22 protein-coding genes, 1 pseudogene and 2 riboswitches are annotated in these 25786 nt (G+C 37.5%); of the genes and pseudogenes, 20 read left to right on the top strand and 3 right to left on the bottom strand.

Going from position 1 to position 25786, the window contains the following annotated elements; translation table 11 throughout:
* Positions 1 to 515: 515 nt before the first annotated feature.
* The 9 genes from mutM (at position 516) to NQ185_RS11415 (ending at position 9568) form a co-directional block, all read left to right on the top strand.
* A complete protein-coding gene (gene mutM, locus NQ185_RS11455; protein ID WP_257581932.1) occupies positions 516 to 1325 on the top strand; it encodes a bifunctional DNA-formamidopyrimidine glycosylase/DNA-(apurinic or apyrimidinic site) lyase in 810 nt (269 codons plus the stop codon).
* 11 nt (positions 1326 to 1336) lie between these two features.
* On the top strand, positions 1337 to 2179 hold the full coding sequence (locus tag NQ185_RS11450; RefSeq protein ID WP_257581931.1) for a deoxyribonuclease IV: 843 nt from the start codon (positions 1337 to 1339) through the stop codon (positions 2177 to 2179).
* Positions 2180 to 2768: 589 nt separating this feature from the next.
* Positions 2769 to 3746 carry a Gfo/Idh/MocA family protein gene (locus tag NQ185_RS11445; protein WP_257581930.1) on the top strand — a complete coding sequence of 326 codons (978 nt, stop codon included), beginning with the start codon at positions 2769 to 2771 and terminating at the stop codon, positions 3744 to 3746.
* Between the two features lie 92 nt (positions 3747 to 3838).
* Entirely contained in the window at positions 3839 to 4396 is a 558-nt protein-coding gene (locus NQ185_RS11440) for a nucleoside/nucleotide kinase family protein (RefSeq protein WP_257581929.1), read from the top strand.
* A 100-nt stretch (positions 4397 to 4496) separates the two neighbouring features.
* Positions 4497 to 4629: riboswitch (FMN riboswitch) on the top strand.
* Positions 4630 to 4776: 147 nt separating this feature from the next.
* Positions 4777 to 4908, top strand: a riboswitch (FMN riboswitch).
* 141 nt (positions 4909 to 5049) lie between these two features.
* On the top strand, positions 5050 to 6132 hold the full coding sequence (gene ribD, locus NQ185_RS11435) for a bifunctional diaminohydroxyphosphoribosylaminopyrimidine deaminase/5-amino-6-(5-phosphoribosylamino)uracil reductase RibD (RefSeq protein WP_257581927.1): 1083 nt from the start codon (positions 5050 to 5052) through the stop codon (positions 6130 to 6132).
* Between the two features lie 9 nt (positions 6133 to 6141).
* Positions 6142 to 6780 (top strand): riboflavin synthase, encoded by a 639-nt coding sequence (gene ribE, locus NQ185_RS11430; RefSeq protein ID WP_257581926.1) that lies wholly within the window; start codon positions 6142 to 6144, stop codon positions 6778 to 6780.
* A gap of 19 nt (positions 6781 to 6799) precedes the next feature.
* Positions 6800 to 7990, top strand: a complete 1191-nt coding sequence (locus tag NQ185_RS11425) for a bifunctional 3,4-dihydroxy-2-butanone-4-phosphate synthase/GTP cyclohydrolase II (protein WP_257581925.1) — start codon at positions 6800 to 6802, stop codon at positions 7988 to 7990.
* 12 nt (positions 7991 to 8002) lie between these two features.
* Complete coding sequence (gene ribH, locus NQ185_RS11420; RefSeq protein ID WP_257581924.1) at positions 8003 to 8467, top strand: 6,7-dimethyl-8-ribityllumazine synthase; 465 nt, start codon at positions 8003 to 8005, stop codon at positions 8465 to 8467.
* 117 nt (positions 8468 to 8584) lie between these two features.
* Positions 8585 to 9568, top strand: coding sequence for a ketoacyl-ACP synthase III (locus tag NQ185_RS11415; protein ID WP_257581923.1), 984 nt, complete (start codon positions 8585 to 8587; stop codon positions 9566 to 9568).
* Between the two features lie 47 nt (positions 9569 to 9615).
* On the opposite strand, the gene NQ185_RS11410 is transcribed toward NQ185_RS11415, so the two are convergent.
* Positions 9616 to 10506, bottom strand: coding sequence for a DMT family transporter (locus tag NQ185_RS11410; protein ID WP_257581922.1), 891 nt, complete (start codon positions 10504 to 10506; stop codon positions 9616 to 9618).
* Positions 10507 to 10689: 183 nt separating this feature from the next.
* Between NQ185_RS11410 and NQ185_RS11405 the strand changes: the two genes are divergently transcribed.
* A complete protein-coding gene (locus NQ185_RS11405) occupies positions 10690 to 11673 on the top strand; it encodes a zinc-dependent alcohol dehydrogenase family protein (protein WP_257581921.1) in 984 nt (327 codons plus the stop codon).
* Between the two features lie 553 nt (positions 11674 to 12226).
* The gene (locus NQ185_RS11400; protein ID WP_257581918.1) at positions 12227 to 12775 is read left to right on the top strand and encodes an NADPH-dependent FMN reductase; all 549 of its coding nucleotides are present in this window, start codon (positions 12227 to 12229) and stop codon (positions 12773 to 12775) included.
* Between the two features lie 57 nt (positions 12776 to 12832).
* Here the strand turns inward: NQ185_RS11400 and NQ185_RS11395 are convergent, their stop codons facing one another.
* Entirely contained in the window at positions 12833 to 13591 is a 759-nt protein-coding gene (locus tag NQ185_RS11395; RefSeq protein ID WP_257582053.1) for a DUF3784 domain-containing protein, read from the bottom strand.
* Positions 13592 to 13696: 105 nt separating this feature from the next.
* Between NQ185_RS11395 and NQ185_RS11390 the strand changes: the two genes are divergently transcribed.
* The 5 genes and pseudogenes from NQ185_RS11390 (at position 13697) to NQ185_RS11370 (ending at position 18016) form a co-directional block, all read left to right on the top strand.
* Complete coding sequence (locus NQ185_RS11390) at positions 13697 to 14686, top strand: D-alanyl-D-alanine carboxypeptidase family protein (RefSeq protein ID WP_257581917.1); 990 nt, start codon at positions 13697 to 13699, stop codon at positions 14684 to 14686.
* Between the two features lie 94 nt (positions 14687 to 14780).
* A complete protein-coding gene (locus NQ185_RS11385) occupies positions 14781 to 15701 on the top strand; it encodes an aldo/keto reductase (RefSeq protein ID WP_257581916.1) in 921 nt (306 codons plus the stop codon).
* Between the two features lie 215 nt (positions 15702 to 15916).
* On the top strand, positions 15917 to 16765 hold the full coding sequence (locus NQ185_RS11380; RefSeq protein WP_257581915.1) for an STAS domain-containing protein: 849 nt from the start codon (positions 15917 to 15919) through the stop codon (positions 16763 to 16765).
* Positions 16766 to 16898: 133 nt separating this feature from the next.
* Positions 16899 to 17432 carry a hypothetical protein gene (locus NQ185_RS11375; RefSeq protein ID WP_257581913.1) on the top strand — a complete coding sequence of 178 codons (534 nt, stop codon included), beginning with the start codon at positions 16899 to 16901 and terminating at the stop codon, positions 17430 to 17432.
* A 234-nt stretch (positions 17433 to 17666) separates the two neighbouring features.
* Positions 17667 to 18016 (top strand): annotated as a pseudogene (locus tag NQ185_RS11370) (VOC family protein).
* 44 nt (positions 18017 to 18060) lie between these two features.
* Here NQ185_RS11370 and NQ185_RS11365 read toward each other — a convergent pair.
* Entirely contained in the window at positions 18061 to 19092 is a 1032-nt protein-coding gene (locus NQ185_RS11365) for a M15 family metallopeptidase (RefSeq protein WP_257581912.1), read from the bottom strand.
* Positions 19093 to 19354: 262 nt separating this feature from the next.
* Between NQ185_RS11365 and NQ185_RS11360 the strand changes: the two genes are divergently transcribed.
* From NQ185_RS11360 to NQ185_RS11345, 4 genes are all read left to right on the top strand, one after another.
* Positions 19355 to 20830, top strand: a complete 1476-nt coding sequence (locus tag NQ185_RS11360; RefSeq protein ID WP_257581911.1) for a PTS sugar transporter subunit IIA — start codon at positions 19355 to 19357, stop codon at positions 20828 to 20830.
* Between the two features lie 28 nt (positions 20831 to 20858).
* Complete coding sequence (gene bglX, locus NQ185_RS11355; RefSeq protein WP_257581910.1) at positions 20859 to 23075, top strand: beta-glucosidase BglX; 2217 nt, start codon at positions 20859 to 20861, stop codon at positions 23073 to 23075.
* Between the two features lie 76 nt (positions 23076 to 23151).
* A complete protein-coding gene (locus NQ185_RS11350; protein WP_257581909.1) occupies positions 23152 to 24162 on the top strand; it encodes a LacI family DNA-binding transcriptional regulator in 1011 nt (336 codons plus the stop codon).
* Positions 24163 to 24341: 179 nt separating this feature from the next.
* Positions 24342 to 25565, top strand: a complete 1224-nt coding sequence (locus NQ185_RS11345; protein ID WP_257581907.1) for a sugar ABC transporter substrate-binding protein — start codon at positions 24342 to 24344, stop codon at positions 25563 to 25565.
* The last annotated feature ends 221 nt before the right edge of the window (positions 25566 to 25786 follow it).

Below are 25786 nucleotides of genomic sequence, written 5' to 3'. Positions count from 1 at the left end.
TGACGGCCTTCAATATTTTGGATTGACCATAAAAAAGTCATTATTTGAAAAGGACACTGATTATTAAATGCCGGAAATTATAAACTACAAGAGGCGATTCTTCGTAATTAAGGGTCGCTTTTTTATAAGACTCTCATAAACCTCTTTCATATCGGTAACATAAAATACATAAAAGAGATCCTTAATTAGAATGAAATTTTAGATTTAAAATGAATAAAAAACATGTCCCTAAAGCTTTTAACGGAGTAATGTTTTTTCCCTAATTGAGGAATCATATGTTTATAGAAGTTTGAACGTCAATGGAACTCATTTGAAGGGGAATAGAATCAGTTCGAACGGAAATAGCGGCCATCTGAACAGGAATAGAATGCTGCCGGACGGGAATAGGATGCGCGACCGTCAATAGAATCCTGTTGAAGGGGAATAGAATCAGTTCGAACGGAAATAGCAGCCATCTGACCGGGAATAGAACGCTGCCTAAACGGAAATAGAATTCACTTTTTGGAGGAAATGCCATGCCTGAACTGCCGGAAATGGAAACATATAAGTTATTGCTCCAACAAAAGATTGGTGGCCAAACAATCACGGATGTAGTGATTAATCGGGAAAAGTCAATAAATACGTCGACGGCTGATTTTTCACGACAGGTGCTTAATCAGAAGATCGAAACCATTGATAGAAGGGCCAAATATTTAATTTTTCAGATGCAAAATGGCTGCTGCTTATTATTGCATCTAATGTTAGGAGGTTGGATGTTCTATGGAAGAGAAGAAGAAAAACCAAATCGAACTGTGCAAGTTCAGTTATCCTTTGGAGAACACCACCTCTATTTTATTGGGCTGCGATTAGGTTATTTGCATTTTTTGTCTCGGGAATTGCTTGAACAAGAACTACAAAATATTGGACCCGAACCGCTTAATCCGAACTTTTCAATAGATGCTTTCCTTTTAGCTTTGAAGGGGAGAAGAGGTGGATTAAAAACAACATTGATTAATCAAGAGTTTATTGCAGGTATCGGAAATCGTTATTCAGATGAAATTCTTTGGCATGCACAACTTTTACCCGATCGGAAAATACATGATCTAGATCGCGATCAAAATGTTCGTTTGTTTGATTCAATCAGATTTACTCTTCAGCAAGCGATTAAAAATGGCGGTTATATGAGCGAACGTTTATTTAATGGAGATAGTAAGACTGGTGGCTACAAAAATATGATGTATGTCCATGATGAGGAAGGAAATCCCTGTAAAAGATGTGGTTCGTCTATTGTGAAAGCAGAAATTTCGTCTAGAAAGACCTTCTACTGTGAAAATTGTCAGCATTGAGGAGAATACATATGATATTTGGTTGTCATCTTTCCATAAAAAATGGCTATTTGGGTGCCGCTAAGCAGGCATCTAAAATGAATGCTGGAGCATTTCAATACTTTCCAAAAAACCCCCGCAGTCTAACAGTGAAAAATTTTGATCAACAGGATGCCGATTCATGCAAGGCATTTTGTGAGGAAAATGCTATTTTGTCAGTTAGCCACTCACCATATCCCACTAGTTTGACCCCTAATGATGAACGAAAGCGAGATCAAGTGATTCAATCCTTGTTAAATGATCTTAAAATTACTGAAGCATGTGGTTCGATTGGAGTTGTCGTTCATTTCGGTAAGAAGGTTAGTCATCTTACACTCCTCGAAAGCTACCAATTAATAATCGAAATGTTAAATGAAGGTCTTAGTGAGTGGGAGGGAAATGCCAAAATATTATTGGAAAACAATGCAGGATTGCCTGGTGCGTTCGGAACAACTTTAGAAGAACTCGTTCAGATTCGAAAATTATGTGATTATCCCGAAAAGATAGGGTTTTGTTTTGATACATGTCATGCTTTTTCTTGTGGTTTATGGGATGGTGAAAATTGGAGTGATTTATTAGAAAAAGGAGAGGACCTTGGATATTTTGAAGAGTTACAGCTTGTTCATTTTAATAATTCAAAGTATAACACCCGTATAGGACAAGATCGGCATGCTCCTATTTTTGGACCTGGTTACATTAAAGAGTCGCAATTTGATCAGTTCGTAAACACGCCTCAGTTCGCGAACATTCCTTTTATTTTGGAAACACCAAAGGAAGAAATCCCACATGAAAAAGAAATACAGCTTTTACAGGAAAAATGGGGAGACCATTTTTAGAAAAATTGACTGTTTTCTCGACCTATCTTAGTTCTGTTACTCTCGTATAATATTTTTTTTCACGTATAACAGTTATTTTCTCTCGAATAAACTGTCCAACTCCCGGATAAATTGTTTCAACTCCCGTATGGATGGCTTTTACTCTTATTTAAACAAACGTTTGATTAAAATGAAAAAGCGGCGTACGTTTCAATCAAACGATTGATTGAAATAAAAATGTGTATAGAAATTTCAATCAAACGATTAATTGAAATGAAAAAGTGAAATATTCGTTTTAATTAAACGAAAAATTAAAGTAAATAGTAGATGAAAGCTCTTAATCAAATGATTGATTGAAATAAACTGGTGTGAAGATATTTCAATCAAACGATTGATTGAAATGAAAAGTGTCTCAGATTTTTCAATCAAACGTTTGATTGAAACGAGAGCTTGATTGGATATTTTAATCAAACGTTTGATTAAAAGGAAACATCGCGACCTCGAAAAGACTTCGCCGCTTAGCGCCCGCTTTGTTAACAAAAATAAGGTATTTAATTGGAGGTTGGGTTATAATTTAGAAAATACATATTGCTTGAAAGGGGAAACAAAAATGTCTAAGAGAAAGATTAAATGGGGAATTATGGGCCCTGGTAACATTTCCCGTAAGTTTGCTTCTGATTTAGTACAATCAGAAAATGCAGAACTTGTTGCAGTTGCATCCAGAACGGAAGGAAAAGCTGCTTCTTTTGCAAGCGAATTCAACATTCCGCGCTCCTATAACAGTTATGATGAGTTTGTTCAAGATCCGGAAGTAGAGCTTGTTTATATAGGCACTCTTCATCCGCAGCATAAGGAATGTGTACTGCAATGCTTAAATGCAGGTAAAGCCGTATTATGCGAAAAGCCATTTACGATGAATGCTGAAGAAGCAGAAGAATTAATTAAAGCTGCACGAGAAAATAATACATTTTTAATGGAAGCAATGTGGACACGCTACTTACCTGCGGTTGTTACGGCAATGAATTGGATTAAAGAAGGTAAAATCGGTGAAGTAAACATGCTGACTGCGAATTTTGGTTTTAATGTTGGCTGGGCGCCTGATAGTCGCTTGCTTGATAAGAAGCTAGGCGGCGGTGCGATGCTAGATGCGGGTATTTATCCGATTTCTTTTGCATCCTTGATTTTCGGAACGCAGCCTACCAATATTAAAAGTAGTGCACATATTGGAGAAACAGGCGTAGACGAGTGGTTTTCCGCGCTTTTTGAATATGAAAATGGAAAAACGGCTATGTTGAATTCAGGTGTTCGCTTAAATATGGCTAATGATGCATATATTTACGGAACAGAAGGCTATATCCATTTACCGAATTTCTTGTTTGGGGCAGGCGCATATTTACATCGCCCTGGTTCAGACGTGGAAGGATTTAAAGACGATCGCCAGCTAAACGGTTATATTTATGAGGCGGAAGAAGCAATGAAATGCTTACGCGAAGGCAAACTTGAAAGTTCTATCATGCCTCTAGATGAAACATACGATATTATGAAAACAATGGATACTCTGCGTAAACAATGGGGATTGGAATATTGAGTTATCCAAGTAATGGAAATAAGTGATTTGACTACAAAGCGGGTTTCTCATAACTAAGAGACTCGCTTTTTTCTAGGGAAAGGGGCAGAAAAGTGAGTCGAAAACCCATGGTTATTTCCGTTGCCGCTGTTTCGGGAGGTGGAAAGACGACCATTACGAAGGAATTGATGAAAAGGCTAGATAACTCCAAAGCCTTGTATTTTGATGATTATGAATTTAGGGAAAGCCCAGCTGATATTTGCAAATGGGTGGAGGATGGGGCCGATTATAATGAATGGAATCTAGAACCATTCACAACTGATGTTTGTTCCATTCTCGATGATCCAACCGTTAATTATATTATTCTAGATTACCCTTTTGCCTACTTAAATAACGGTATGAGTGATTATATAGACTTATCTATATATATTGAAACACCATTGGATATTGCTATGGCCAGAAGAATAATTAGGGACTTTTCAGATGATACAGTGGGGAATATACTTAACGATTTAACTCATTATTTATCCTACGGAAGGACTGCCTACTTGGAAATGGAAATGTCCGTAAAACCTAGTTCAGACATTGTACTAGATGGAGTACTGCCAATTGAAAGAACTGTGAATCAAATATTAAAGCAGATTCGGAAAAGGGAGAAGTATTTCACATAACAGGAAATCACCTAAAGCGGTTATTGAATTTACATTAGTTCCCAAACCCTTCAAAGATGAATTTTATTTTTTAGAGTGTTATAATCAGTTTCACAAACTAATAGTCCTTCGGGGTCGGGTGAAATTCCCAATCGACGGTGATGAAGAAATTCTAAGCCCGTGAGCCTTGTAAAAGGCAGGATTTGGTGAGAGTCCAAAGCCGACAGTTATAGTCTGGATGGGAGAAGGATGTATGAGCATAGCTTATTTCTTTGGAAGAAAAATGTACTTCTAAAGGTTTATTTGTTGATGCTCAAAATGCAAGTACTCCTAATCTCCCCGTAGAGCTGATCTATGGGGTTTTCTTTTTATTGAAAGCTCCGGAAAAACTTAATAATTGCATTGTCCTTCGGGGTCGGGTGAAATTCCCAATCGACGGTGATGAAGAAATTCTAAGCCCGTGAGCCTTGTAAAAGGCAGGATTTGGTGTGAGTCCAAAGCCGACAGTATAGTCTGGATGGGAGAAGGATGTATGGAGCACAACTTAGTTCCTTAGAAGAAAAATATACTTCTAAAGGTTTATTTGAACATGCTCAAAATACGAAAAACTCCTAAAAACCCCGTAGAAATCCATCTACGGGGTATTCTTTTTCTTTGAATGGAGGTGGAAAAATATGAACGATGAAATTTACATGGAATTTGCCTTGAAACTGGCTCAAGTATCCGCAGGTCAAACTTCTCCAAACCCAACTGTAGGTGCAGTCATTGTAAAGGATGGGGAAATCATCGGATTTGGTTCTCATTTAAAGGCAGGGTGTCCACATGCGGAAGTCAATGCCTTGCAAATGGCAGGTAAGAGGGCAAAGGGAAGCACGGTTTATATAACACTTGAACCATGTAGTCACTATGGAAAAACACCTCCTTGTACAAAAGCGTTAATCGAATATGGTGTACAACGTGTAGTTATCGCTTCAATGGATCCTAATCCGCTAGTTGCTGGGAAAGGAATTACTCTTTTAAAAAGTGCCGGAATTGAAGTGAAAACAGATGTCTTAAAAGAAAAGACGGATGAATTAAATAAGGTGTTTTTTCATTTTATTAAACATAAAAAGCCTTTTGTTACGTTAAAACAGGCAATCACACTGGATGGGAAAATCGCGGCAGAGGAAGGGAAAGATCAAAAAATAACAGGTAAGGAAGTACAAAAAGATGTCCATTTGGATCGTGAAAGAAATGATGCCATCTTAGTCGGCATCGGAACCATTTTAGCCGATAATCCTTTGTTAACGAACCGCTATGGCAATACAAAAAAACAGCCGATACGAATCATTTTAGATACTCATTTAAGGATAACTCCTGATAAAAAGGTCATAACGGACACTCAAACAAAAACATGGATTTTTACAGGTTCAGACGTAGAAAAAGATAGGATTGCTAACTTTACACAATCACATGTGGAAATCATTCAATTTTCTAAGCCATCCATTGAGATTGACGAGGTGCTTACAATCCTTGGAAAACGCCAGGTGAGCAAGCTTTATGTGGAAGGTGGAAAAACCATTAATGCCAGTTTTTTGAAATCGGGAAATGTAAATCAACTCATTACGTATGTGGCCCCGAAAATAATCGGGGGTAATTCGGCACTTCCAATGTTTGGTGATTTAAATGTTCAGAAAATGCCCGAAGCTTACAGATTAACTTTTCAAAATGTGGAAGTAATTGGGGAGGATTTGAAATTAACATCAATATTGAAATGAGGTTATGCCATGTTTACAGGGATTGTTGAAGATATAGGTAAAGTCAAAGCAATAAAGAATGGGTTGCGAAGTATGCAGTTGACGATAGAATCTAAAAAAGTGGTAGAAGACATTCATCTAGGGGATAGCATTGCAGTAAATGGAATATGCCTGACAGCCAACGCCTATTCGAATAACACCTTTACAGTCGATGTCATGCCAGAAACGGTAAAAGCAACAAATATCCAGTCTTTACAAATAGGGCATAAGGTCAATTTAGAACGGGCGATGCCGTCAACTGGTCGTTTTGGTGGCCATTTCGTTTCAGGGCATATTGATGGAACAGGTGTAATTTTACGAAAAAGAAATATTGAAAATGCGGTCTATATTGATATTGGAATCAGTGAGGAAATGAACCAATATTGCATGCTGAAGGGCTCCGTTGCCATTGATGGGATCAGTTTAACGATTTTCGATATTCAACCAAAAAAATTGACTGTTTCTTTAATACCTCATACTTATCAGGAAACCATTTTAGGAGATAAAAGAGAGCAAGATTTAGTTAATATTGAGACTGATTTACTGTCCAAATATGTGATTAATCATTTGAATCGAACCCAAAAAGAATCATCCATTACAATGGATTTTTTAAAGCTTAATGGATTTTAAGAAAGGCGGTGTATTGATTATGTATAGCACTATTGAAGAAGCAATAGACGATTTGAAAAAGGGTAAAATCATCATCGTTGTCGATGATGAAAACCGTGAAAATGAAGGGGATTTTTTGGTGCTGGCGGATTACGCTACACCGGAGAATATCAATTTTATGGCCAAGTATGGTCGCGGGTTAATTTGTACGCCGATTACGGAAAGGTTGGCACAACATCTTGAATTACATCCAATGGTCGATAGAAATACCGACAATCATCAAACAGCCTTTACGGTAAGCATTGATTATAAAACTACGAAAACCGGTATTAGTGCATTTGAACGTTCTAAAACGATAACACAGCTATTAAATTCGGAATCAATTGCCAAGGATTTCCGCCGACCTGGACATATTTTTCCACTCGTAGCAAAAGAAAATGGTGTGCTTGAGAGACAAGGACATACAGAAGCCGCGATAGATTTTGCAAAGCTTTGCGGTGTTCAGCATGCAGGTGTTATTTGTGAGATTATGAGCGATAACGGTGAAATGGCGAGAGTTCCAGAACTCCTAAAGCTTGCACAAGAGTTCAATTTAAAGTTGGTAACTATTGCAGATTTAGTTACTTATCGGTATAAGCATGATCAAATAGTAAAGCGTGAAGCATCTGTGAATTTGCCGACTTTATATGGAAACTTTCAAATGATTGGTTATTCAAATCCGGTAGATGGCAAAGAGCATGTGGCAATTGTAAAAGGCAATGAAAAAAAGGGTGAAGCTCCCCTTGTACGTATTCATTCTGAATGTTTGACAGGTGATATTTTTCATTCCAAACGATGTGACTGTGGGCCGCAATTAGCTCAATCATTAGCCATGATTGAAGAAGCGGGAAGAGGAGTAATCCTATATATGAGTCAAGAAGGTAGAGGCATAGGTTTAATTAACAAACTGAAAACTTATGAGCTACAAGAGCAAGGTTACGATACTGTCGAGGCGAATGTGAAACTAGGTTTTCCTCCAGAAATGCGTGAATATGGACTGTGTGCTCAAATGCTGCGTGACCTTGGAATTACAGATGTACGACTGATGACGAACAATCCTGAAAAAATTGAAAGCTTGAAAAAATACGGTATTCAAGTTGTGGAGCGGGTTCCTATCGAGATTCCCGCAGTGGCAGAAAACAAACAATATTTAATGACCAAGAAAGAAAAAATGAATCATATTTTAGCATAGGAGAGATAAAAAATGGGACAAGTATTTGAAGCGCAATTAATCGGAACAGACTTGAAAATTGGAATAGTAGTAGGAAGATTTAATGAGTTTTTAACAGGTAAATTATTGGGAGGTGCGATGGATGGCTTGAAGCGTCACGGTGTTTCTGAAAAAGATATTGATGTTGCTTGGGTTCCAGGTGCATTTGAGGTTCCTTTTATTGCGAAAAAAATGGCGGAAACTAAAAAGTATGATGCGATTATCGGTTTGGGAACTGTAATTCGTGGATCCACGACACATTATGATTATGTATGTAATGAAGCTGCCAAAGGCATTGCTTCTGTTAGTTTAACGACAGGTGTACCTGTGATTTTTGGGATTGTAACAACCGAAAACATTGAACAAGCCATTGAACGATCTGGTACAAAATCTGGTAACAAGGGCTATGATGCTGCGGTATCGGCAATTGAGATGGCTAACTTGAATCAATTATTTTAAAACTACATTTAATCTAAGCTATTTAGGCTGTATCCAAATGGATATAGTCTATTTTTTATTAATTATTACCAGGTACTAGCACTTGGTGGTATAATGGGGATAAAAGGAGTGAAGTATATGCTTCAATCTAAAGCACGGATAACCGCCATTGGGACCTGCGTACCTAGGAAGAGATTACTGAACGACGATCTAGAAAAGATGGTCGATACAAATGATGAATGGATTGTGCAGAGAACAGGGATGAAAGAAAGGAGAATTGCAGATGATGAGGAATTTGCATCTCATTTAGCTATTAAGGCCATAGAGAATTTAATTAGAAAATATAATAAGGATGTTAGTGATGTCGATTGTATTATAGTTGCGACAACCACTTCGGATTATGCGTTTCCGAGTGTTGCCTGCCAAATTCAGAATCACTTCAAAATCCCATGCACAGGAGCATTTGACTTGAATGCTACATGTGCGGGTTTCACGTATGCTTTACATTTAGCTAATAATTTAATTTCATCAGGAGCTCATAAAAAAATATTAGTTGTGGCGACGGAAACTTTATCAAAAGTGACTGATTATGAGGATCGAACGACTTGTATTTTATTCGGAGATGGGGCAGGCGCTATGCTAGTCGAGTATGATCATGAAAATCCTAGTTTCTTGGCTGCCCATATGGGAACAAATGGTGAGGGAGGCATTCATGTTTATCGTACATCTTTTTCAAAGACGATGGACGGAAAACCATTAAACGATACTGGAAAAATCGTTCAAAATGGTAGGGAGGTATACAAGTGGGCATCACGGACTGTCCCGGAAGGAATTAGCATATTGTTACGCAATGTACAATTAAATACAGATAATATTGATTGGTTCATCCCTCACAGTGCCAATTTAAGAATGATTGAATCAATTTGTGAAAAATCAAATGTTTCTATAGAAAAAACATTGACGAGTGTAAAATATTTTGGAAATACTTCATCTGCTTCGATTCCTTTGGGGCTTAACCTTGGTATTGAAAAAGGGAAAGTGAAAAATGGGGATACATTACTGCTATATGGTTTTGGAGGAGGACTTACACATTTAGGGCTCGTGTTAAAGTGGAACCTTTGAAGTTGATAAAAAGGGGAAGGGTGAACAACACCCTTCCTCAACTAACATTAATTATCATAAGCAAGATCCGTTTTCGTACGTTTCACATTCCCAAATACAATTCCGCCTAATATTAAAATAACCCCTAGCCATTGGGACAAACCAACATGTTCGGCTAAAATAACATAAGCCATTGTAACAGCAACTGGCAGCTCGGAAGCAGATAAAATTGTTCCAAGACTTGGTCCTACATGAGGCATTCCGATAGAAAATAAAAGCGGCGGCAAGGCCACACCGAATAATCCAAGCAATAAACCATACGGGGCAACCCCCACAACGACCGGAATATTAGCTAAAAACATAGGTGGAAATATAACACTAACCGTAATTAAAGCGCCAGTAGCTATAAGCGTACTTCTTTGAATAGGTGGTAAGTTTTTTTCAACTGAACCAGTTAGAAAAATGGAAGTGGTAAAAGTTATAGCAGAAAGTATGCCCCAAACCGAACCTTGCCACGTAATGTTAATTCCTTTTTCAACGATAATCCCTGCCGCAAGAACGGAACCGATAATTAAGATGATAATGGAAATAATTTTATTTGTGGTAGGTTTTTTTCTAAACAAAGTCCATTCAATAAATGTTCCAATCCATACGAATTGAAAAAGGAAAATGATCGCCAAAGAGGCGTCCAATGTTTGTAATGCTTGGTAATAAAATACCCCAGTTAAACCGAAAGGAAGTCCCGATAATAAGAGTTTCCCAATTTGTCGTGGGGACATTTTTTGTTTTTTAGAAAAGAGGAAAATAATCCAAATAAGGATTGCCCCAAAAAGGTATTGTCCCCCAATTACTTCCGTAACCGTGAAACCGGCCGCATAAGCAAGCTTTACAAAGGTAGACAATATCCCGTAAGAACATCCGCCTAAAAAGACAATTAAGGCATAGTGCCAAGTTTTCAAAGTAATTCATTCCTTTCCTATACATAGAAAAGCCACCCAGCCTATTTTAAACGGCTGTGTGGCGAAAATAGAGAATCTCTAGAAAAGTCCACAAGAACATTTTTAGTATTTGAGTTACGATATAAGTATAAAAGCGGCGGTACATCATGTCAATGGAACATATAAGCAAAAGGAGTCTTTGGAATGGAAGCAAAATGTGCTAAATATTACGAATTTGGTAATCCGGACGATGTTTTAACAATTGAAAATAGACATATTCATTCCCCGGGTGCCGGAGAAATTCTTGTTCGCATGATTACTCGCCCAATCAATCCATCAGATATCATCCCCATTTATGGATCCTATTCTCATCGTATATCACTGCCGACGATTCCAGGCTACGAAGGTGTTGGAATTGTGGAAAAGGTCGGCCCATTAGTATCAAAAGAATTACTTGGCAAACATGTTTTGCCGCTTCGCGGGGAAGGTACGTGGCAGGACTATGTCCTTGCATCCGCGGAATTGGCGATTCCCATACCGGATACAATAGACAATTTTACAGCGGCCCAGTTATACATAAATCCAGTGACTGCCTGGGTTGTTTGTACACAGATATTACAGTTGCAACCTAGTGATGTATTACTAGTTAATGCATGCGGATCCTCGATTGGCCGTATTTTTGCCCAGCTTTCTAATATTCTTGGGTTCGAGCTAATCGCGGTTGTAAGAAATGACATCCATACGCGAGAATTACTTGAATTTGGTGCTTCATACGTTATTAATTCATCTGAAGCATCCCTTGTTAATGAAGTTCGGGAAATAACGAATGGAAAAGGAGTCACGGCCGCTATCGACTCGATTGGAGGTTCATGCGGGACCGAAATGGCGTTTTGCCTTAAAGCGAACGGTACTTTTTTATCAATCGGTCTTTTATCGGGTAAACCTATCGATTGGAAAATAATAGCCGATAAGGCAACCGTAAAGATCTTCCATTTACGCCATTGGAACCAACAAGTATCCGTGAAAACATGGCAAGAAACGTTTGAACAGTTAATTTCCTTGTTTAGCGAGAAAAGATTGAAAGGCATGCCACCCTCCATCCAATATGACTTAATGCATGTAAATGAAGCCGTACATGCCGCTCAATCCTATGCTAAAAAGAGAGGGAAAGTGTTTTTGAACAATTAATTGATCCAATTGTGAATATGGATTTTAAAATAAAACTATCATCATACCTTTAGAGCAGAAATAGTGGGGCTAGTGGTAGAATGGTGCGTTCATCGTGACTATAAGTCAAAAAAAGTGGTGTCCAAGGTCATGATGGAACGTCCATTGTGACCATAAGTCAAAAAAAGTAGCGTCCGAGGTTACGATGAAGCGTCCATCGTGACCATAAAGTATAAAAAGTGAACCATGGGGTTACAATGAATCACTCAACGTACCCGTACTCATAGGGAAATCGCGCTAATTGTCCGAGTGAAATCATTCACCACGACCAAGTGAAAATCATCATTGCCGTCTCGATAGAAACTAACGTAGTGCCTATAAATTTAAGAAAGTATGAGCCGCTGTCATAATTAGAGTTTTCCACATAAACAACTTCCTTTCTATGAACTTGACATTCTTTGATTATATAAATATAATTACTTACATAAAGTAACTAACTAGTAGTTTTATACCATTTTTTAGGACTTTATGAATGATTGTATTTAATAGACAAGTCATCAAGGAGGAAAAATACATGACACAAGAAAAATTAAACATTGGAATTATTTTAGGAAGTACACGCCAAGGACGCGCCAGCCCACAGGTTGGGGAATGGGTAAAAGGGATTGCGGACAAGCGTGAAGATGCTAATTATGAGATTGTAGATATTTCCGAGTTCAAATTACCGTTTTTAGGCGAGGGGACTGGTGATGAACCAGGACTACAAGCTTGGAACCAAAAGCTCGCTAGTTTAGATGGGTTCGTGTTCATCGTTCAAGAATACAATCATAGCATTACAGGCGCATTGAAAAATGCTTTAGATTCTGCCCGCGATGTTTGGTATAACAAAGCTGCAGGAATCGTAAGCTATGGTTCAACAGGTGGTGCTCGTGCAGCTGAACACCTACGTGGAATTTGTGGAGAATTGAAAATTGCTGATGTGCGTACACATCCAACACTATCCTTATTTACAGACTTTGTGAACTTCAGCGAATTCAATCCAGCTGAATTGCACCTTGAAAATGTAAATACAATGCTTGGTGAAGTGGTAGCTTGGAGCGGTGCATTAAAGACTTTGAGATAAGATATTTTTTGAATATAAAAAGGAAAGCTTTTCCTAAAAGGAGCTTTCCTTTTTACACTAATTGTTACTTTCCAATATTTTAAGTAAGGACTCATAAATATTTATCGTGTCTTCACTATTTTTCCGATTTAAAATCAAGAAGTCTTTCTTGGTTGCTACATAAAGATAAGGTGAATTTTTTCCATTCACAAATAATAAGCCACTACCATACGGCTCTTCCAATTGAAAATGCCCTTTTAATTGACCAGCTGACGCAAAGCCATTTGACTTCATAATCACTTCTGGCAGTTCATCCAATAGTTCAACAGACATTATATCTTCAACAGGCCATTTGACCCCATACATCCCGGAAATCTCCAAAGACTCATGATTAACTTTAACCTCATTGTCGCCCATGCCAGCAATGGTAAGCCCGCCGATTAATGCGATAGTAACAGCCATGATTCCACCAGTAATCCAGTACATTTTTTTACGTTTATGAGGAACTTCAAATTTTTGCACCCAAATGATTCCGCCAAGCAAAACGATTATAAAGATTGCAATTCCAATTTCAAAGCCATATGGGATAGGAAGCAGACCAGCTAAGAACGTGGCTGCAAACAAATAGAACGTTATTTTAAAAATCTTCCCAAGCGCCTCAATATATCCGTTATGAATCAAATATTCCTGTTCTTCTTTCGGTCGATTTAAGAACCCTGAAATGAGACTGTATTCTTTTTTCTTTACGATCAAATACGTTAAACCACCATAGATGATCAACGCCCAGCCCATAGCGATAATAAAAATAATGGTACCCGTGCTCATATTCAACACCATCACATATCATTTTCCTATTAATACGGAATGGTTTTTAAAAAGATTCATTCTAATCAAAGAAATCTTTGCTATATTAAATATAATAATCTGTATGTTGGAGGAATTATGAAGCTATCTAAAAAAATTATGATATTAATCTTGCTTATTATCATAATTGTAATCGCCATATTTATAAAATTTGCAAAAGAATCAAATACGCAGTTGCCTGTCAGTCTTTTACCGTTACAGCAGCATGAGGTTAATCCAAAGGAATTTACAATAAAAGTCATTCATCCGTTAAAGGAAATCGATATTAATGCAGAATCAGCAATGTTGATTGATACCCGGGATGGAAATATACTTTTTGAAAAAAATAGCGACGAACCTTTTCCTGCTGCGAGTATGTCGAAAATGATGACGGAGTATTTAGTGTTAGAGGCCATGAAGGAAGATAAACTTGACTGGAATCAATCGGTGAAAGTCAGTGATTATGCATATACCATTTCCAATACACCAGGTTTTGCTTCTGTATATTTAAAAAAAGACCAACATTATACAATTCGTGATTTGTATAATGCGATGGCCATTCAATCTGCGAACGGTGCAACGATTGCTTTAGCAGAGGTTGTTTCAGGCAGTGAGAAGAACTTTGTTCAAAAAATGAATGAAAAAGCAAAAGAACTTGGATTGAAAAATTCAACGTTTGTAAACAGTACGGGCTTAAACAATGAAGATCTTGGTGAATTTTACTCAACTGGCGGTCGACAAGATGCAAATGAATTGTCGGCAAGGGATTTAACGATTTTAACGAAAGCGTTGATTACACAATTTCCTGAAATCCTTGAAATATCATCATTACCAAATTTTACATTTGGCGGTCAAACCTACATAAATACAAATGGAATGCTGCAAGGAAACAATGTACACGTTCGTTTCGAGGGAGTGGACGGACTTAAAACAGGTTTTACAGATGAAGCGGGATATTGTTTTACTGGGACGGTAGAAAGAAATGATATTCGGCTAATTTCAGTCGTCATGGGAACGAAAGACTCATTCGAACGCTTTTCGGAGACGAAACGACTTTATGAAGCAAGCTTTAGTCAAGTGGAAAATTAAATGTCAATATCTAAAACTAGTGAAAAGACCTGATAATATGGTATAAATGAAGTATGAAAGCATTACCAAAATATGAGTCTAGGAGTGTCATTTTATGAAGTATAGGCGCTTAGGAAAAACAGATCTAAATGTTTCTGTTGTTGGAGTAGGTACTTGGCAATTCGGTGGTGACTGGGGTAAGGATTTTAATCAAGATGAAGCAGATGCCATTCTGACACGTGCTAAAGAGTTAGGCATTAACTTGATTGATACGGCTGAATGTTATGGCCCTCATCATATGTCTGAGCGTTTTATTGGCGATTTCCTTAAACGTGACCGACGCGAAGATTGGGTAGTCGCTTCCAAGTTTGGCCACAAATGGCATGACCATTGGGAAAATGCGTGGAGTGTGGATGCGGTTCGCGTACAATTAGAAGAATCTCTTAAGGCTTTACAGACTGATTACATTGATCTTTATCAATTCCATTCTGGATCAGATGAAGATTTTGATAATGATGAATTGTGGACGATGTTGGACAAGCAAGTACAGGCTGGGAAGATTAGAAACTTAGGGATTTCGATTGGCAGCAATGCGAATATCTATCAAACATCAAAAGCAACTGAGCTTAATGCGAAAGCAATTCAAGTTGTGTATAACAGAATTGACCAAGTTCCTGAAAAGGAAGTATTTCCTTCTTGTATTGAGCAAGACTTAGGCGTGCTAGCTCGTGTTCCTTTGGCCAGCGGATTTCTAAGTGGTAAATACAAGCCAGGGACTGTTTTTAGTGACAATGTAAGAAAAGGTCGCAATCGCGAAGAAGTGGATGAAAAGCTTCGCCTTGTTGAAGAAATTCAACAAAACGAGGTGCCTGAAGGAGTCAACATGGCTGAATGGGCTTTGGCATGGTGCCTACAACATCCAGCAGTTACAACGGTTATCCCTGGCTGTAAGAGCCCTGAGCAAGTTGAAATAAATGCTAGAGCAGCGTCGCTTGATATTGTAAAAGATGATCATCCAAGTGCAGTGACGATATAATAAAAGTATCTATTGAAAATAAAAATATGCAGTCCTGTGATTTGTTACAGGGCTGTTTTTTTGTAAGAGTGAATACTAATAATCTAAAATGGTAGCCAAAAAAGTCGAGATAACCACCAGTAATAAGAAATGATGCTATTGGCAGCTACAAAAGTACCTCTATTATTTTCAATTAATATGATACATTTATTTTAAAAGGGTGGGAGGTCTGAACCTTGGAAGAGAAAAAGAGTTTTAACATACTATTCGGCGATTATATTATCGAAAATAGTTATCCAGCAGCTGTACGTTTAAATGAAATATTCGATAAAAGTTTTGTGGATTCATTTATGGACCATGAACAAATGAAAGAACTACATAAATGGCGAGCGGAGTTTTTGGTATTTCTAGGTGAAGCTGTTAAGAAAAATGATATGGAATCCGTGTGGGACAATATCACACAATGGGCAACAGTATCAGGGACGGTAGCTGTAGATTTTCAACTTTCGCTCGATGAAGCCTTAAAGACTTTGACGTCTTGGAGAACAGTGCTTTGGGATATGGCAATAGAGATCATAAAGGAATATAATATAAAGGGCGAAGACGTTATTGTTGTAAACCGTATTATCGATCCTCTTATCGATCACGCCGGGTATATTTTTAGTATATCATTTGTAGAAAATCATAGAAAAACATTAGAACTAGCTCAAAAAGCGATACAAGAATATTCTGTACCTGTTGTGTCACTTACTGATGAAATTGCGATCCTTCCCTTAATCGGGGATCTTGATACCCATCGTGCGAAAATATTAAAAGAAAACACATTAAATAGTTGTGCCGATTTGGAAAATCAGTTTTTAATCATCGATTTATCCGGAGTCCCTATGATGGATACTATGGTCGCCAACGAACTCTTTCAAGTTACTAATTCACTGAAATTAATTGGAGTCGAGACTATTTTAACAGGATTGCGTCCCGAAATAGCTCAAGCTATCGTTCATTTAGGAATTAACTTTGATGGAATTTTAGTTGAAAAAAGTTTGAAAAACGCTTTGCGATCTTTAACTAACGTACAGAATGTATAACCTATTATACTTTTTAACCTCATATACACCTTATGACTGGATTAAATAAAAAAGCGTCTATTCTAATTAATTTATTGTGCAGATTCAGTCCGGCGAATCATATACTTGTACAAAAACGCCGGAGATGATACGGATGTCTAATTCCTTAATACTACTGTGTTTTCTTTTGTTTGCCATTTCGGCTGGTACTGGTATTTCAGCTTTTATTGTTAGAAAAAAAGTAAGCAGCATGCACGGAATGTTGTTTACGATGTCCATTTCGATGGGAATCGGCCTATTTGCGGGAACGTTAATGGGGATATTATTTCAAGACAATATGTTATTGGCAACGGTAATCGGGATGGGAGTCGGATCCGTCATTGGAATTATTATAGGTATATTCTTTTCTTTTCTAGCTGTATTTGAAGGATTATTGTCTGGCATTATGGCGGGGATGATGGGAGCTATGCTTGGCGTTATGCTAAGTCCGATAGACTGGGATCGTATCATTATGATTATGTTTACAATAGTCGTATTTATTAGTTTGATGATCCTTTTTGAGGTTTTTACATACATGAAAAAACGAAACTTCTTAATTAACATTCTTCAAAATCCATTTTTGGTAGGCCCGTTATTTTTTCTTCTTTGTTATTTACTTTTTTTACAAGCGCCTTTTTTCAAGGGCTGACCACTTATCAAAAAAATGGACTCTCTGGTTTTATGGGGAGTCCATTTATTATTGGCAGCGAAAATTTTGATACATTAAAATAATTGAATTCGACATATTCAGCACAAATATTAAAATTTCCGACATTCTTATCCGAGTAGCATTGTACATTGCCTATCTTTAATTTGGGAGGAATTCTTAAGGTTGATGGAGAAAATCTAACTGATGAACTCTAAATGGAAGTAGGTGATCAAAATGGGTAAAGTAATTGGATTTGAACTAAATAGTCAACATCCTGAAAAAGCTGCGGAGTTTTATTCTAATGTATTCGGGTGGAAAGTCGCTGAACCGCATTGGGATTATCGATCTGTCACTACTGGCAGTTATGCATATACTGGAATTAACGGAGGGATTGCTAAAGGTCCAAATGATTATCCATTTGGTACAAGAATTCATATCGAGGTAGACTCGATTGATCAATCTATCGCCAAGGCAGTGGAATATGGAGCGATGATTGTTCGGGATAAGATGGAATTTGATCGTTTTTATTTAGTTATTTAGTGGACCCAACAGGAATCGGAATAGGCTTAATCGAAAATAAATAAGTAAAAGCAGATCAGGGATGCTACCCAAGATCTGCTTTTGCACTCTATTTACCTGCGTTAATCGGAATAGCTTCGTCAAAATATTCTTCTAAAGTAATGTCTTTTTCAAAAATTTCCTTTGCAATTTCTATACCGATATAACGCATATGCCACGGCTCATATTGATATCCGGTAATATGTTCTTTTCCTTTTGGGTAGCGAACGATAAATCCGTATTCGTGTGAATGCTCCGCCAGCCAATCAGCCTCAGGTGAACCTCCGAAGCAGTCCATTGCAGCGCATTTTCCGTTAATGCCTGAAATATCCATTGCCAAACCGGTCTGGTGCTCACTATGGCTAGGAATCGCACTATATCGATCAGCTGCTGCTTTTCCGTCTCTTCTCACATAGCTATTGTAAAGTATTTCCTGAGTAGCTTGGGAACGATATCCCGATGCTCCGGCTAAAAGGATTCCGTTTTTTTCAGCTCCTGCGAACATTTTTTCTAAAGCTCTTGCAGCTTCTTTACGCATTTTCTTTTTTTCAGGATTGCCGCTAAAAATGAACCGGACATTAGGGTAGACTAAATCTTTCGGGGCGTAATGGTCCGGAAGTTTATTCTGTTTATTGACGAGTACGGTAATGACCTCGGGCTGACCTACAACCTGGATGGCATCTTCACTCGTTTTTTTTGACTGACCTAATTTTTCCGCCTTGGGCGCTTTAGAAACGACTCGGTTTTCCTTCGATTCAACTGCTATTTCCTCTGTTTGCTTTTCATTTCGATTATCCTGTTTTCCAACTTGGAAATCACTGGTCTCTTCTGTTTGGCTTTCAATCTCACTAACTTGCTTTATCTGATTTCCAGCTTTAGAGTTTTCGGTTCTATCTTCCTTTTTTTCTTCCTGTAGTGGGTTTTCCACGGTAGACTTTTCTTGATCCATTATCGTTTCTGACAGTTTAGTACCGCCATTTTCATTAGAAGCAAGATTTGAACGATCGATATTTCCTCTATTTATAAAGCTACATCCACTTTGAAAGATAATAAAAATGGCTAATAGAAGTATTGGCAAAATTCGTAAATGATTTAATTTCATAACACTTTCCTCCACTGGTGGAAAAATAACCGCACACTTTAGAATAGCACGATATTGGGACTATCTCTATAGGGATATTATCAGTTTTTCCATGTTGTAATACATACCCGAAAAGGGATCTTAATAATCTATATTGTCATTGATTTAGGTAGAAGAATGTAATTTAATGAAATCTGTAGTTGAGATAATAAAATCGGTATTGATAGATAAAGGTTTCTACTTTAACATTGTAGGTGTAAAGTATGATGGAGGAAAGTGGTAAATGAGTCAACAATTAAAGATGAAAATCCAAAAGTTAGGAAACTTTCTAAGTTCTATGGTCATACCGAATATATCAGCCTTTATTATCTGGGGCTTATTTGCAGCATTGTTTGTGCCAACAGGACTTTTTCCAAATGAAAGCCTTGCTAATATAGCTGATAAAATGATCATTTATTTACTGCCGCTTTTAATAGGATATACAGGTGGTAAATTAGTATATGATCAACGTGGCGCTGTAGTTGGTTCGATTGCGACGGTCGGTGTAATTGTGAGTTCCGATATTCCGATGATTCTTGGAGCCATGGTCATAGGTCCGATTGCCGCTTATTCTCTGAAAAAAACCGATCGGATTATTGAAAGAAAGATTAATTTAGGTTTTGAAACGCTTGTTCAAAGTTTCACAGTGACCATCATAATTGGATTGCTTACGATTGTAGGATTTCTTGCGGTAGGTCCTATTGTATCATCTTTAACAAAAGCGCTTACGAGTGGGATATATTGGATGAGCGAAAATGGACTACTTCCTTTTACAAGTATTTTGATAGAGCCCGCTAAACTATTATTCTTAAATAATGCACTAAATCATGGAATGATATTGCCGATTGGGATTGAACAAGCTGTTGAAACTGGAAAATCCGTCCTTTTTCTTCTCGAAGCAAATCCGGGACCAGGGGTTGGTGTTTTACTTGCCTACAGTATTTTTGGGGAAGAAACGGCAAAACGTACGGCACCAGGAGCGGCACTCATTCAATTTTTCGGTGGAATCCATGAAATATATTTTCCTTATATTTTAATGCGTCCATTGCTAATATTGGCAGTCATCATCGGTGGGATATGTGGAGTTGCAACATTTACTTTTATGGATGGAGGATTATTCAGCCCTGTTTCGCCTGGCAGCTTTCTATCGATCATGGCGTTGAGTCCACATCATACGAGTGCATATATAGCAAACATCGGAGGGATAGCTGTTGCAGGTATTGTATCCTTTTTTATCTCCGTTCCCATACTGAAAACGTCTAGAAAGGAATTGCATATGTTAGTAGAAAATTGTCCGCCCATCCTTCTTAAGGAAAACATATTTCTATATCAAAATTTTACTAATAAAGAAGAGGCGATTCGTTTTGCAGGCAACGCCTTAGTCAAAGCGGGTTACGTTAATGTTAGCTATATTGAAACCATGATTGAAAGAGATGAAATGATTTCAACGTATATGGGGCGAGGTGTCGCAATCCCGCATGGAACAGAAGAAGCAAAGAAAGATGTTATCCATTCCGGAATTATATTCATTCAAGTGCCTAAGGGAGTTGATTTCAACGGTAAAAAAGCCTATTTGATTTTTGGAATTGCTGGAAAAGACGGGGCCCATCTTGAGATCTTATCTAAAATTGCTGTAGTTTGCTCAGATTCAAATAATATTGAAAAAATGGTCCAAGCTAAAACAGTTAATGAAATCATAAATATTTTGGAAATAGAATAAATGCTTTCAAAGATAAGGAGATTAAACAATGAATCAATCTGCATTAGAAGAACTTTTGGCAAAAATGACATTGGAAGAAAAAATTGATCAGTTGCTGCAGTTGACGGGGGATTATTATAAAGGTTCCGATATTAGCACGGGTCCGTCAAGTTACATGAAGTTTGAAGAAGACACTGTTAATAATACGGGATCGATTTTAAACGTATTAGGCGCAAAAAAACTAAAGCAAATTCAGACAGAATATATGGAAAAGAATCGCCATAAAATCCCGTTGCTGTTTATGGCAGATATTATTAATGGCTATAAAACTATTTTTCCGATTCCGCTCGGACTTGGCAGTACATTCAATCCAGATCTAGTACAAGAAAGCGCTGCGGTTGCGGCAAAGGAATCAGCCGCTGCAGGTTTACATATTACATTTTCGCCAATGGTTGATTTAGTTAGAGACCCTCGTTGGGGAAGGGTAATGGAGTCAACAGGGGAAGATGCCTATTTGAATGGACTTCTTGGGGCAGCAATGGTGCAAGGCTACCAAGGCGAGTCTTTATCAGAAGAAGGAACACTTGCAGCTTGTGTAAAACACTTCGCGGCATATGGAGCTGCTGAAGGCGGGCGGGATTATAATACGGTTGATATGTCCGAAAGAACATTAAGAGAACAATATTTACCGGCATATAAAGCAACACTTGATGCAGGATGTGCCATGGTGATGACGGCTTTTAATACAGTTGACGGGATTCCTGCAACAGGAAATAAGTGGCTTATGAAAGATCTTTTAAGGGATGAGTGGGGCTTTGAAGGAGTGCTCATTTCAGATTATGCAGCAATAGCAGAGTTGATGGCACATGGTGTTGCGGAAGATGGGGAAGAGGCGGCGAAACTTGCGATTGAAGCAGGCGTGGATATCGATATGGTCACACCTGTATACGTTCATAATTTGAAAAAGTTAGTCGATGAGAGAAAAGTATCGGAGCAATTGATTGATGAATCAGTCATGCGCGTCCTTCAGCTGAAAAATCAATTAGGGCTTTTTGAAAATCCATATCGTTTCGCTGATGAGGAAAAAGAAAAGGAAATCATTCTAAGTGATGAACACCGCAATTTAGCGAGAAAAATAGTGAGTGAATCACTTGTCCTTTTAAAAAATGAAGGTGCTCTACCTTTAAGTAAAAATAATCAAAGCATCGCCTTTATCGGACCGTATGTAGATAGTAAAGCGCTCAGCGGCTTATGGTCCATCCATGGGGACTCGGATCAAGTAGTGACACTAAAACAGGCTGTGTCAGAAAAAGTTGATGGTTCTAAAGTAGGTTTTGCAAAAGGAACTGAGATTTTAGACCCTGATACGAAAATTAGTGGATTCGCGCATGAGGTGGAAGAAAAGGAATTCAATCCGGAGGCGGCAAAGGCGGATTTACAAGAAGCGGTGGAGCTTGCAAAAAAATCTGATGTCGTCGTAATGGCGCTAGGTGAGCATTTTATCCAAAGTGGAGAGGGTGGAAGCCGGGCTGCGATTACATTGCCTGAAATTCAACTTGATTTATTTAGGAAAGTGTACGAGGTCAACCCAAATATTGTAGTTGTGCTATTTAACGGAAGACCGCTTGATTTAAAAGAAATAAATGAGAAGGCAAATGCGATTGTAGAAGCTTGGTTCCCTGGAACAGAGGGCGGTAACGGGGTTGCAGATATTCTTTTTAATGATGTAAATCCTTCAGGGAAATTATCGATGAGCTTTCCGCATAGTGTTGGTCAAATTCCTGTTTACTATAATTCCTTTAACACAGGGCGGCCACTGAAAAAAGGTGAAGCGGGCCACAGGTTCCAATCAAGATATACTGATATTCCGAATGAGCCATTATTTCCTTTCGGCTATGGTTTATCATATACGGAATTTGAATTCTTTGACTTTGCCCTTGATAATAAAGTGCTAACGAATACCGGAAAATTAACAGCTTCCATTACGGTAAAAAATACCGGTAAATATGCTGGAAAAGAGACAGTGCAATTATATATTCAAGATTTGGCTGGCAGTGTTGTTAGACCTGTAAAAGAATTAAAAGGACTCAAAAAAGTAGAACTTCAACCAGGTGAATCGAAAACAATTGAATTTACCATAACAGAAGAAATGTTAAGATTTTATACAGCAGACATGAAATTTGAAAGTGAAAATGGCAAATTTAAAATTTACATTGGGTCGAATAGCGATATGGATATATTTGAGGAGTTTGAACTAAGAAAATGAGTGTGAGAATGGACTCGCCATTTATGGACGAGTCCATTTTACTAAAATAAAAAGTAAATTTTACAAAATAAACGTTTTGTGTTTTACTGAATACAGAAAATATCTCAAAGCGAGGGGTATGGATGTGGTTGGTATAAAGGAAATTGCTAAAATGGCGGGAGTTTCAGTTTCTACCGTTTCAAATGTGATCAATGGTCGGAAAAATGTCGGCAAGGAAACGAGAGAACGAGTATTGCAAATATGTGAAGAGATGGGTTACCAGCCTAATCTCATGGGAAAAAGTTTAAAGTCCGGAAAAACGAACACCATTGTCTTCAATTTTAGCGATTTTGAAAGGTCGTTTTATTTAAAGATTATAAAAGGGATAAATGATTATCTTTCTGAAAATGGCTTTGATTTAATTGTTTGTACGACAAGCTCCAGTAAAAATTTCATGCGAAATAATTTTGCTGGTGGAGCGATTGTGCTGGACAAAAAAATGGACAATGAATTCCTTGCCTCTGTTGCGGATGAACAGTTTCCAATTGTTGTAATGGATAGGATTGTTGATAATGATTACATTAAAAGTGTAATTGTTGAAAACTATACAGTTATGTGTGAGCTTGTCCAATCCCTTATCGATAAAGGGTTTCGTGATTTTGGTTATATTGGAGGAATCGAAAGCTCGCTTGATCATCAAGAGCGTTTTCAAGCATTTAAGGATACGCTGGAAAAAAATAATATTAGCTTTCAGAGGACCAACTATTATTTTGGTGATTTTACCGAGGAAAGTGGGTTCCGCGCTGCCAATATTTTAACCTTAAGCAATAAACTTCCAGAAGTGTTAGTTTGTGCAAATGACAATATGGCGGTTGGTGCTATAAAGGCTTTGAAAGAAAGCAATTATTCAGTACCAGAGGATATTTCTGTTACGGGATTCGATGATTCTAGCATTGCAGAAACATATGGAATAACTACTGTATCGATTCCACGGTATGAGAGTGGGTATTTAGCCGCAAAAGAATTAGTGGAAATGATAAGAGGAACAGCCAATAAAGATATTTTCAAGATATCGGCTAAAATGAAGTGGAGAAATTCAGTAAAATAAATTAGAAACAAATCGTCTTTTTGATAAAAGTTTACCTATATTTTTATTTTCAGGCATATATTTTATTAAAAACCCGTATAAATCCTAGTAAAAAAAATGAAATCATAAAATTTGTTGACTTTTTCATGACAAGACTTAAAATATAGGTATAACGTTTTATTAAAAAGGAGGACACATAAATGAAAAAGGCGTTTAGTTTAATCTCTATCCTTCTACTAATGTCAATGGTCTTATTGGCAGGCTGTGGTGGAAAAAGTTCTAAAGCTGGAGAAAAGATTGTTATTTTCCAGTCAAAGGTTGAAATTACAGACCAAATGAAAGCACTTGCTAAGGAATATGAAAAAGAAAAAGGCGTTAAAGTTGAGATTTGGGAAACAACTGGTGACGATTATTTCCAACAGTTGAAAACAAAACTTTCCAGCAAACAAGGTCCATCCATATTTACATTGGGCGGAGCGACTGAGGGAGAGCAACTTAAGTCATACGAATATGATTTAAGCAATCAAGATTTCATGAAAAATGTAGCTGCTGATCAAGAATTAGTGATTGATGGTAAAAAAGTTGGACTTCCATACGGGATTGAAGGGTACGGACTTGTCTACAACAAGAGCTTAGTGAAACCTGAAGACGTAAAAGATTATGATTCCTTCAATAAAACATTAACAGATCTTAAAGCTGATGGTATTAACGGACTTGGATTATCACAAGAAGCTTATTTCTTAATAGCTCATATTTTAAATACACCTTTCGCTCTATTAGATGACCCAGCAGCTTTTATTGAAAAGCTTAATAATGGCGAAGTGAAAATGGCTGATACAAAAGAATTCCAAGAGTTTGCGAAATTCATGGAATCCATCAGAGCAGAATCATATAACCCACTTGAGTATAATTACGATAAACAAATTGGGGATTTTGCAACAGGAAAAACAGCTATGATACACCAAGGAAACTGGGCATACGGAATGTTTAAAGATTATGGTGACTTAGGTTTTGAAATGGGAATGCTTCCATTACCGCTAATGGGCAATGATAAGATTGCTGTTGGTGTTCCAAGTTACTGGGCAGTGAATGCGGATGCGGACCAAAAAGAAATCGACGCAGCATTGGATTTCTTGAACTGGATGACAACTAGTGAAACAGGACAAAAATATATAGTTGAAGAATTTGGATTCATTCCAGCAATGACAAATATTGAAGCAAAAGATTTAGATCCACTATCATCAGATCTATTAGAAGCATCTAACTCTGGGAAATCTATCCCTTGGACATTTAATCTATGGCCAGCAGGAATTGTAGATGCTGACCTTGCTCCAGCAACACAAGAATTCTTTATTAATAAAGATATGACTGGACAACAATTTATAGAGTCCCTTGATAAAGCATGGGCTAACGCTACGAAGTAAGAGTTGACCTAGAAAAAATAAAAAAGCCTAACATCGAGTATAGTGAAAAATGATGTTAGGCTTTTTACATGAAGGCTATAATTTTAAAAGTTTGTTGATTTGTAAAAGCCCAAAAGCCGGCTTTTACGCCTAATATGGAAGTTTAGCGATTCTTATGAAGCTTGTAGCTCTTTTCTCAATTAAATATTTGTTTTTATGGAAAAATCGAAAAATCTATTTTT

Source organism: Lederbergia panacisoli, from assembly GCF_024626525.1.
GTDB classification, from domain to species: domain Bacteria; phylum Bacillota; class Bacilli; order Bacillales; family Bacillaceae_C; genus Lederbergia; species Lederbergia panacisoli.
Note: the sequence above shows the minus strand (reverse complement) of the source record. Positions and strands in the feature narration are given on the sequence as shown.

What these genes read in the sequence shown, in the direction of transcription:
- mutM (WP_257581932.1), top strand. Translation starts at nt 516, where the DNA reads ATGCCTGAACTGCCGGAAATGGAAACATATAAGTTATTGCTCCAACAA.
- NQ185_RS11450 (WP_257581931.1), top strand. Translation starts at nt 1,337, where the DNA reads ATGATATTTGGTTGTCATCTTTCCATAAAAAATGGCTATTTGGGTGCC.
- NQ185_RS11445 (WP_257581930.1), top strand. Translation starts at nt 2,769, where the DNA reads ATGTCTAAGAGAAAGATTAAATGGGGAATTATGGGCCCTGGTAACATT.
- ribD (WP_257581927.1), top strand. Translation starts at nt 5,050, where the DNA reads ATGAACGATGAAATTTACATGGAATTTGCCTTGAAACTGGCTCAAGTA.
- ribE (WP_257581926.1), top strand. Translation starts at nt 6,142, where the DNA reads ATGTTTACAGGGATTGTTGAAGATATAGGTAAAGTCAAAGCAATAAAG.
- NQ185_RS11425 (WP_257581925.1), top strand. Translation starts at nt 6,800, where the DNA reads ATGTATAGCACTATTGAAGAAGCAATAGACGATTTGAAAAAGGGTAAA.
- ribH (WP_257581924.1), top strand. Translation starts at nt 8,003, where the DNA reads ATGGGACAAGTATTTGAAGCGCAATTAATCGGAACAGACTTGAAAATT.
- NQ185_RS11415 (WP_257581923.1), top strand. Translation starts at nt 8,585, where the DNA reads ATGCTTCAATCTAAAGCACGGATAACCGCCATTGGGACCTGCGTACCT.
- NQ185_RS11405 (WP_257581921.1), top strand. Translation starts at nt 10,690, where the DNA reads ATGGAAGCAAAATGTGCTAAATATTACGAATTTGGTAATCCGGACGAT.
- NQ185_RS11400 (WP_257581918.1), top strand. Translation starts at nt 12,227, where the DNA reads ATGACACAAGAAAAATTAAACATTGGAATTATTTTAGGAAGTACACGC.
- NQ185_RS11395 (WP_257582053.1), bottom strand. Translation starts at nt 13,591, where the DNA reads ATGGTGTTGAATATGAGCACGGGTACCATTATTTTTATTATCGCTATG.
- NQ185_RS11390 (WP_257581917.1), top strand. Translation starts at nt 13,697, where the DNA reads ATGAAGCTATCTAAAAAAATTATGATATTAATCTTGCTTATTATCATA.
- NQ185_RS11385 (WP_257581916.1), top strand. Translation starts at nt 14,781, where the DNA reads ATGAAGTATAGGCGCTTAGGAAAAACAGATCTAAATGTTTCTGTTGTT.
- NQ185_RS11375 (WP_257581913.1), top strand. Translation starts at nt 16,899, where the DNA reads ATGTCTAATTCCTTAATACTACTGTGTTTTCTTTTGTTTGCCATTTCG.
- NQ185_RS11365 (WP_257581912.1), bottom strand. Translation starts at nt 19,092, where the DNA reads ATGAAATTAAATCATTTACGAATTTTGCCAATACTTCTATTAGCCATT.
- NQ185_RS11360 (WP_257581911.1), top strand. Translation starts at nt 19,355, where the DNA reads ATGAGTCAACAATTAAAGATGAAAATCCAAAAGTTAGGAAACTTTCTA.
- bglX (WP_257581910.1), top strand. Translation starts at nt 20,859, where the DNA reads ATGAATCAATCTGCATTAGAAGAACTTTTGGCAAAAATGACATTGGAA.
- NQ185_RS11345 (WP_257581907.1), top strand. Translation starts at nt 24,342, where the DNA reads ATGAAAAAGGCGTTTAGTTTAATCTCTATCCTTCTACTAATGTCAATG.